This is a genomic window from Actinoplanes oryzae (assembly GCF_030757795.1).
Lineage (GTDB): Bacteria > Actinomycetota > Actinomycetes > Mycobacteriales > Micromonosporaceae > Actinoplanes.
Window position 1 is genome coordinate 1 of the sequence record NZ_JAUQWH010000250.1, and the last position, 9,050, is coordinate 9,050.

6 protein-coding genes and 1 pseudogene are annotated in these 9,050 nt (G+C 71.1%); 2 read left to right on the plus strand and 5 right to left on the minus strand.

All coding sequences use genetic code 11. The features are described from left to right. On the minus strand, positions 1–1,575 hold a 1,575-nt coding region (locus RBH18_RS41345), incomplete at its 3' end, for a glycoside hydrolase family 38 N-terminal domain-containing protein (protein WP_456237650.1). A gap of 271 nt (positions 1,576–1,846) precedes the next feature. Here RBH18_RS41345 and RBH18_RS41350 point away from each other — a divergent pair. Further along, a complete protein-coding gene (locus RBH18_RS41350) occupies positions 1,847–3,112 on the plus strand; it encodes an MFS transporter (protein WP_306215979.1) in 1,266 nt (421 codons plus the stop codon). A gap of 224 nt (positions 3,113–3,336) precedes the next feature. Beyond that, positions 3,337–4,467 (plus strand): acyl-CoA dehydrogenase family protein, encoded by a 1,131-nt coding sequence (locus tag RBH18_RS41355; RefSeq protein ID WP_306215980.1) that lies wholly within the window; start codon positions 3,337–3,339, stop codon positions 4,465–4,467. 123 nt (positions 4,468–4,590) lie between these two features. Here RBH18_RS41355 and RBH18_RS41360 read toward each other — a convergent pair whose 3' ends face one another. From RBH18_RS41360 to RBH18_RS41375, 4 genes and pseudogenes are all read right to left on the minus strand, one after another. Next, entirely contained in the window at positions 4,591–5,733 is a 1,143-nt protein-coding gene (locus RBH18_RS41360; RefSeq protein WP_306215981.1) for a lysylphosphatidylglycerol synthase transmembrane domain-containing protein, read from the minus strand. Between the two features lie 12 nt (positions 5,734–5,745). After that, positions 5,746–7,782: an ATP-dependent zinc metalloprotease FtsH gene (gene ftsH / locus RBH18_RS41365; RefSeq protein WP_306215982.1), complete on the minus strand. Its 2,037-nt coding sequence runs from the start codon at positions 7,780–7,782 to the stop codon at positions 5,746–5,748. Between the two features lie 140 nt (positions 7,783–7,922). Beyond that, a complete protein-coding gene (locus RBH18_RS41370; RefSeq protein ID WP_306215983.1) occupies positions 7,923–8,711 on the minus strand; it encodes an alpha/beta fold hydrolase in 789 nt (262 codons plus the stop codon). Positions 8,712–8,743: 32 nt separating this feature from the next. Next, a pseudogene (locus RBH18_RS41375) lies at positions 8,744–9,050 on the minus strand (pyridine nucleotide-disulfide oxidoreductase); the annotation flags it as partial.

Here is a 9,050-nt window from a genome sequence, read left to right on the forward strand (position 1 = left end):
GATGATCGGGTCGAAGAACTGCGTGGGCGAGCCGAGCCTCAGCCGGGGGGCGCCTTCGAGGTCGGCGTTGCGGCGGGCCGCGGCCAGCATCTCCGGGGTGGGGCCGCCGCCGCCGTCGGAGAAGCCGAACAGGGTCAGCGACACGTTGGAGGCGCCGCGCTCGGCGTACTGCCGCTGGGCCTTCTCCAGGTCGCCGGCGTTGAGGTCGGACCCGTACGTGTCGTTGGGCGGGAAGTGCGTGAAGATCCGGCTGCCGTCCAGGCCCTCCCAGAGGAAGGTGTGGTGCGGCATCCGGTTGGTGTCGTTCCACGACAGCTTCTGGGTCAGGAAGCTGTCGTTACCCGCGCCCAGCGCGATCTGCGGCAGGGCGGGAGTGAAACCGAACGAGTCGGGCAGCCACCCCTCGCGCGACAGCACCCCGAACTCGCGGAGGAAGAAGTTCTGGCCGTGCAGGAACTGGCGTACGAGGGCCTCGCCGCCGGGCATGTTCGTGTCGCTCTCGACCCACATGCCCCCGACGGGGATGAAGCGTCCTTCCTGGACCCGGGCCCGGATCTTCTCGAACAGGGCGGGGTAGAACTGCTTGACCCAGGCGAACTGCTGGGCGCTGGAGGCGGCGAAGACGAAGTCGGGGTCGGCGTCCATGAGCGTCAGCACGTTGGAGAACGTGCGCGCGGTCTTGCGTACCGTCTCGCGGGTCGGCCACAGCCAGGCCGAGTCGAGGTGGGCGTGACCCACCGCCACGATCGAGTGCGCGCTCGGGTGGGCGGGCGACGCCAGCACCTCGGTCAGTGCGCCCGCGGCCGCGGCGACGGTGTTCTCGATGTCGTCGGGATCGAGCAGGTCGCACATGCGCTCGAGGGCGTGCCGGATCGCGGCCCGCCGGGGCGAGACCGGGTCGAGCTGCTGGATCAGGCCCATGAGGGCGGCGGCGTCCTGCAGCAGCGAGTCCACGGCGAGGTCGCGTTCGACCAGGGCGACCTGCCGGAGCGTGTAGATCGGGTCGGAGCCGGCCGTCGCCTTGTCCCCCAGGTGCAGCACGTCCGACCGGCGTGACGAGGCGAAGCCGGAGGGCAGCGCCGCTCCCCCGGCTGCCGAGGCCAGGGTCGTCACGAAGAAGTGCTCGAGCATGTTCGGGTTCGACGCGGCCTCGACGTAGAAGTCGATCCGGGCGCCCCCGTCCGGGTCGATGTCGACCACGTGGTTGAACGGCTCGATGCCCTTCACGATCGAGCCGTCGGGCCGGTACACCAGCCCCTCGGCCTGGAACGCCGGCAGCAGCCCGCTGAATCCGAGATCCACCAGCAGCTGGACGGCCGTGCCGGCCGCGCCCCAGCCCGGGGGCACCTCGCCGGTGACGTGGAACCAGGTCGTGCCCCAGGGCTTGCTCCAGCGTTGCCCGGCCGCGAACGGCTCGTAGTGCTGGACGACCGCCTCCGCGAAGGGCACCGGCTCGCCGGGCGCCTCCCACGCCGTCACGGTCAGCGGCGCGAACCGCCGGTACAGGCGCGGCCCGAGCCGCGTGCTCAGAACATTGCCGATGCGCAGCTGCGCCTGGCCGTCGTTCTCATGCATGCGGCAAACCGTAACACCGAAAAGTACCGGCTGGAACTTTTGGCTGGTACCGGTGATGCCCTCGCCGCCTGAAGGGACAGCAGTGCTGCGATTGACAGACGAGACGCCACCCTCCCGTCGCCGGCCGAACCCGACACTCCACGCAAAGGATCACCAGGCCGGACACCTTATCGCGGGTTCGCGGCCAGAAAGTTCCGTGCGGAACAATTCGGTGTTACGGTTCGCCCACGCGGCGCGATCAGCCGCATTCCCTCAGCTCAGAGGATCTGACGTGGACGAATCGAACAGCACCCCGATGTCCTTGAAAGACGTTCCGCGGCACGACGGCGAGCCGGCACCGTCCCGGTACGCCGTCGCGGCGATCCCCCTCGCCCTGCTCGGCTGGTCGATCGCCCTCGTACCCCCGCTGGCCGTCACCATCGCCCTGCGCCTGCGCGAGCTCGACGTCAACGGCGCGGCGGCGAACCTCGGCATCGTGCTCGGCGTGGGAGCCTTCTTCTCCTTCGTCACCAACCCGCTGGCCGGCCGGCTGTCCGACCGGACCATGAGCCGCTTCGGGATGCGCAAACCGTGGATCTTCAGCGGGGCCGCCATCGGGTACGCCGGCATCGCCGTCATCGCGTTCGCGCCGAACGTACCGGTCGTCCTGCTCGGCTGGAGCATCGCCCAGATCGGCCTCAACTTCTGCCTCGCCGCACTCATCGCCCTGCTGCCCGACCAGGTCGAACCCGGGCGCCGCGGACGGGTCGCCTCGTTCATCAGCCTGGCCCAGAACGTCGGCGGGGTCGGCGCGACCTTCCTGGTCCAGCTGTTCCCGATCGGGCCGCTGCAGAGCCTCGTACCGAGCCTGTTCGGGGTCGTGCTCATGCTCGCCGTCGTCGCGCCGATCAAGGACAAGGTCCGCACCGAGCGACCCGTCGACCGGTTCGACGTGAAGACCCTGTTCGGATCGTTCGTCTTCAACCCCCGCCGCCACCCCGACCTGGGCTGGGCCTGGCTCACCCGGTTCTTTCTGAACACCACGCAGTTCACCGCCACCAGCTACCTGACGTACTTCCTCATCGCGGAGTTCAACATCAGCGACGACGAGGCGCCGACGATGGTCTTCCAGGCCGTCCTCGTCAACGCGGTCGGGCTTCTCCTGGTCACCCCGGTGCTCGGCTGGCTCTCCGACAAGCTCGGCCGCCGCAAGCCGTTCGTCATCCTCTCCTCGCTGATCGCGACCGTCGGCCTCACGGTCATCGCCCTCTCGTCCACCATCCCGATGCTGCTGCTCGGCCAGTTCATCCTCGGTGCGGGCGTGGGCGCCTTCTTCGCCGTCGAGCTCGCCCTGATCGCCGACGTGCTGCCCAGCGAGGAGACCGCCGGCAAGGACCTCGGCGTCGCCAACCTCGCCCAGTCGCTGCCCCAGTCGCTCATCCCCATCGCGGCGCCCGGGGTCATCGCCGCGTTCGGCTATCCCGGCCTGTTCATCGGCGGTGCCATCTTCGGCATCCTCGGCGCCCTCGGCGTGACCCGGGTCCGCAAGGTTCGATGACCGACGGCGCCGGGGCGGCCGGTCGGAGCACCGGCGCGCGGGAGAGGCTCGAGCTCCTCCGCGTCGTGCTCCGGCCGGCTCAGCGTCGGGCCGTCGCCCCGAGCAGTCTTCCGTCCCCGTGGTGATCCCGCCCGGCCACGATGCCGGGCGTTCGATGAACAGCCCGTCGCCGTCTGCCGTCGTCATCCGCATCGGATCCCGATTCGGAATGAGGAGACTGCGCCGTGAACATAGAGTTACTCGATGCCGCGCGGAAGACGGTGCCGACGCTGGCGGCGAACGCGGCGCGTACCGAACGCGAGCTGAGGCCGGCCCCGGAAAGTGCCGCGGCAGTGCGGGAGGCGGGGCTGTTCGCCCTGCGAACGTCCAAGGACGCCGCCGGGCATGACGTGGATCTGCGCACCCTGGTCGAAGTGCTCGCCGAGCTGGGCAGCGGTTGTCCGTCGACGGCCTGGGTGGTCGGCCTGTGCGCCTCGGCCAAGGTCGCGATCAGGTCCATGATCTCCGGTCCGGCCCTCGACCGCGCGATGGCCGATCCGGACGCGGTGGCTTGCGCGTCCACGGTGATGAAGGGCGCGAGCGGTGAGCGCGTTCCCGGCGGTCTCCGGTTCTCCGGGCGGTGGGCGATGGCGTCCGGCTCCGAACTGGCGACCTGGGCCTTGGTCATGGTGCCGCTGGCCGACGCCACGGAACCCACGATGTGCCCCACCTTGGTGCCGGTCGCGGACCTGTCGATCGACCGTACGTGGAAGGCTGCCGGCCTGGCCGGCACGAGCAGTCACACCCTTGTGGCCGAGAATGTCTTCGTCCCGGAGAACGCTGTGGCGTTCCCGGGTGGATCCAGCTCGCTGCCCTCACCGGAGGCGCTTTTCACGGGCGGCCTGGCGGCTCTCGCACCGATGGCCGGAGCGGTGCGCGGAGCTCAGGAGCTCGTCGCGGCAGCGATCGCCGGTCAGCGGGCGCCCTATCTGACCAGCTACGCCCGGGTGGCGGATTCCCCGCTGGGGCGGTACTGGTTCACCGAGGCGATGCGGCGTACCGACACGGCGATGGGCCGGTTGCTGCACGTGGCCGACGCGGTCGACGCGTTGAGTCCGGACGAGGCAATGCCGGTGACCGAGCGGATCAAGCTCAGGATGGAGTTGTCGACGGCTGCGCGGGAGTGCCGCGAGGCGATGGAGCTGCTGCTCGATCTGCACGGCGCGAGCGGCTTCGACGAGGACAATCCGTTGCAGCGTTTCTGGCGTGACGTGGCCGTCGGCACCCGGCATCCGTTCTTCACCCCGTACACGCTGGCCGAGGACCAGGGCCGGATCGCCTTCGACGTCATGCCGACCGTGTCGTTCACGCTGTGACCCGCCGATGACCGCGGCAGCAGCCAAGCACATCATGCGCTTCATCCGCTGTCGTACGCGGTGACCGGCACGTGACGCGATCGCCGGCTGGTTCGACCGTGTCACTGGCGTGATCCGCGCGAATCAGCCGGCGAATCGCTCGCGGTTGACCGTGGTGCCGTAGTCCGGAGGTGTCATCGGCTGCGGACAGACGGCGAGGCGCCGGAGGCTCGTGCGGGGGCCACCGCGCGCCGAGGCAGCGGTCCGCGCCGGCCCGGCGGCGGGCAGGCCCGGGCACAGCCGTAACCGCAGCCAGGAGACCCAGCCGAGCCCGATGACGAGGCCGAAGCTGACGATGCGGTAGAGCAGGACAGCGGCGACCGCCGCCGGCAGTTGCGTGCCGCCCATGGTCAAGCCCAGCAGCAGAGCACTGTCGACGATGCCGAAGCCGCCCGGCACGATGGTCACCGACCCGGCGGCCATCGCGGCGCAGAAGGCGAGCAGGGCGACCGTGACGGACGGCGGGCGCGCGTCCACGGCGGCGAAGGACAGCCAGAGGGCGGCGGCGTCGAGCAGCCAGTTCAGCACGGCCGCCAGCGCGGCGGCGAGGCCGTCCACCGGGCGCAGCCGCACGGTCCGGAGCTGGCTCACGAAGTCCGTGACCCGCCCGCGGCCGGCGTCCGGCGGGCGCCGGAGCAGGCGGTTGACCGCCGCGAGGGGGTGGCGCAGCAACGCTTCGGCGGCGGCCGGGTGCCTGGTGAGATGCCGTACGCCGACGACGAGCAGCGCGGCGAGCGTGAGCATCGCGGCCAGCCGGGTCCAGTCCGGGGCGCCCCCGACGGCGATGGCGCCACCGGCGGCGACCGCGGCGAGGGCAATCGTGGACAGCAGGCCGGAGAGCGCGATCACCCACGAGGCCCCGGCCGGTCCCGCGCCCAGACGCCGCAACTGCTGGAAGTTGAACAGGGTGGAGAGTGCCGGGCCGCCCGGCAGCGTCTCGTTGAGCGAGTGGGCCGCGTAGACGATGGAGGCATTGTCGCGGTACGAGGACCGGACGCCGGCCGACCGCAACAGGCGCCGCTGCATCCGGGCGTAGGCGCTCATCGCCGCCAGCTCGGCCAGGACCACCAGGGAAAGCCAGCCGAGGTGCGGCATGCGTACCTGCCGCAGTGCCCCGGACAGGGCCGGCCAGCCGACGACCAGCTCGACCGCCAGCACCACCAGCACCGCGGTGACGCCGGCGCGACGTATCCAGGGGCGACGGTGGCGGACCGCTTGCTGTGTCACGATCGCTCCCGCTCAGACGGACGGTGCCGCGGTGGTGATGTCGGTTGCCGCGACGGGCCGGGGAAGGCCGGGCGCCGGGTCGAGGCCGGGGCCGCCGGCGCCGGGCGCGTGGGCGGGGTCGATGCCGGCCGCCGCGTAGGCGTCGTCCTCGTCGAGGGTTTCGGTGTCGAGCAGGCGGCGGGCCAGGTTGTCGAGCTGGGTCCGGTGCGACCGCAGCAGGAACAGCGCTTCGGCGTAGCACTCCTCGACGATCTTGCGGACCTCGGCGTCGATCAACTCCTTGGTCGCCGGGGCGACGCCGTCCAGGCCCAGCGGGGATTCCTGTCCCGGCGGCGGCAGCACCGTCACCGGGCCGATCGCGTCGGACATGCCCCATCGGCCGACCATCTGACGGGCGATGTTGCTCACCTGGTCCAGGTCGCTCTCGGCGCCGGTCGTCAGGTCACCGAAGACCACTTCCTCGGCGGCCCGGCCGCCCAGCGCGCCGATGATGCGCCCGCGCAGATACTTCGCCGAGTAGCCGTACCGGTCGCTGGCGGGGCTCTGGAAGGTCACGCCGAGCGCCTGCCCGCGCGGGATGATCGAGATCTTGCGTACCGGGTCGGCGCCGGGTGTCAGCATGCCCAGCAGCGCGTGCCCGGATTCGTGGAACGCCGTGCGCTCCTTCTCCTCCGCGGTCAGCATGATGCCCCGCGCCGTGCCGAGCATGATCTTCTCGAGGGCGTCGGTGAAGTCGCCGTTGCCCACCTGGTCGTGGCCGCGCCGGGCGGCCAGCAGGGCCGCCTCGTTCACGAGGTTCTTGAGGTCCGCGCCGACCATGCCGGGGGTGGAGGCGGCGATGCCGTCGAGGTTGACCCCGGCGGCGAGCGGGACGCCTCGCGTGTGCACCCCGAGGATCGCCCGGCGGCCGGCCAGGTCGGGCGGGCTCACCACGACGCGCCGGTCGAAGCGGCCGGGCCGCAGCAGAGCCGCATCCAGGATCTCGGGGCGGTTGGTGGCGGCCAGGACGACGACGCCCTCGGCTCCGGTGAAGCCGTCCATCTGAGTGAGGATCTGGTTGAGCGTCTGCTCGCGCTCGTCGTTCCCGCCGAGCGCCTGCGAACCGCCGCGAGCGCGCCCGATCGCGTCCAGCTCGTCGATGAAGATGATCGAGGGGGCGACCTTGGCGGCCTGGTCGAAGAGGTCGCGGACCCGGCTCGCGCCGACGCCGACGATGGCCTCGATGAACTCGGACGCCGAGATGGAGAAGAACGGCACCTTCGCTTCGCCGGCCACCGCCCGGGCCAGGAGGGTCTTGCCGGTGCCGGGCGGGCCGGAGAGCAGGACCCCGTGCGGGATGCGCGCGCCCAGCTTGCGGAACTTGGCCGGCTCGCGCAGGAAGTCGACGATCTCGGAGACTTCCTGTTTGATCTCCTCGATGCCGGCGACGTTGTCGAAGCAGGTGCGAGGCCCCGACTCGGGCTGATAGAGCTTCGCCCGGGACTTGCCGAAGCCGCCCAGCACACCCCCGCCGCCCCCGCCGCCCGCCACCCGCCGGTTGATCCAGACGAACAGCGCGACCAGCAGGATCGTCGGACCGAAGCCGACGATCAGTTGCTGCCAGACCGGTGGCGGCGCGTCCGGGGAGTTCGCGTTCACCGGGACGTTGCCCGCCCGGAGCATGGCGAACAAGTTGTCGTCGGCGAAGGACGGACGCTGCGTGGTGAACCGCTTGACCTGTTCCGACCGGGACGCGCCGGTCGGCGTGTAAGCCGTTTCCCGGACGAACCGGCCCTCGATCGTGTCGCCGGTCGAGGTGATCTCCGCGACGTTCGCCGCCTGCACCTGCGTCAGGAAGAAGGTGTACGAGACCGGCGTGCGCGCCGGCGGGGCCAGCAGGAACGACGAGATGATCCAGTTGAGGGCGAGCAATGCCACCAGGGTGCCGCCGAGACGGACCCAGAAGGACCGCGGCTTTCCCGGGTTGCCGGACGGTCCGGGCGGTACGCCCTCGACCTTCCACGGGTCCGGGCGGGGAGGTGACTTCGGCTGCGGGACATTGGCCGGCATGGCGGCGAGGGCCTTTCGGTGAAGAGGAATGGGAAGGGCGCAGCGCCGCTCCTGGTGCCGGCCGTGACGGCGGCGGTCCGCTCGGCTGAGCAGTCGAGCGGACCACCGCCTTGCTCACGAGGCGCGTCCGGGCGCGAAGGTCAGCGCGCGGCCTGCTCGATGATCTTCGTGACCGCGTCGGGCCGGCTCAGCATGACCGCGTGCGAGGCGTTGACCTCGGTGATCTTGGCACCGGCCCGGTTGTCCATCATGCGCTGCAGGGCCGGGTTGATGGCCTTGTCCTGCCGCGTCAGAAGCGCGTAGGACGGGACGTCGCGGAAGCCCTCGACGACGCTGGCGTCGGTGACGGCGTTGGTGTTGGCCGGGCGCTGGGCCGCCGCGAGGTTGGCCGCGGTGGTCTTGTCCAGGTCGCCGGCGAACGCCTCCCGGAACTTGGCCGGGTCGATGACGACCTCGGTGCCCGCGGGCACCTGGGTCGAGATCAGCGGCAGCGCCGGGGTGGACTGGGCCGCGAGCTGGCCGATGGTCTCACCCTTGGCCGGGATGAAGCCGGCGATGTAGACCAGGGACTTCACGTCGGGCACCGCGGGTGCGGCGTTGGTGATGACCGCACCGCCGTACGAGTGGCCGACCAGCACCTTGGGCCCGCTGATCGTGGCCAGGTAGCTGGTCACGTAGGCGGTGTCGGTGGTCAGGCCCTGCAGCGGGTTGGCGATGGCCCGGACCTGGTAGCCGTCGTGGCGCAGCTTCTCCATGACCGGGTTCCAGCTGGACGAGTCGGCCCAGGCGCCGTGCACGAGCACGACGGTCGGCTTGACCTTGCTCTCCTTGCCGGAGGTCATGGCCGCGGCCGGGACGGCGGCCGCGCCGATCAGGGCGAGGGAGGTCGCGCCGATGACGGCGGCGCGACGCGAGAGACGGAAACGCATGGCGATGGTTCCTTTCGAGAGGGGTCGGCCGGTCAGCGGCCGTAGGTTTCCAGGAGGCGCAGCCACACCTCGCTGATGGTCGGGAAGGCGGGCACGGCGTGCCAGAGCCGGTCGATCGGCACCTCGCCGGCGACGGCGATGGTCGCGGCGTGGATCAGCTCGGCGACGTCCGGGCCCACGAGGGTGAAGCCGACGATCACCTTGCGGTCCTCGTCGACCACCATCCGGGCCTGACCCTGATAGCCCTCGGCGTGCAGCACCGAGCCGGACACCGCGCCCAGGTCGTAGTCGACGACCCGGGTCCGCAGCCCCGCCGCCTCCGCAGCGGCCGCGGTGATG

Bases quoted from the DNA above. Each gene is read 5' to 3' on its own strand.
- RBH18_RS41370 (WP_306215983.1), bottom strand. From the start codon at position 8,711: ATGCGTTTCCGTCTCTCGCGTCGCGCCGCCGTCATCGGCGCGACCTCC.
- ftsH (WP_306215982.1), bottom strand. From the start codon at position 7,782: ATGCCGGCCAATGTCCCGCAGCCGAAGTCACCTCCCCGCCCGGACCCG.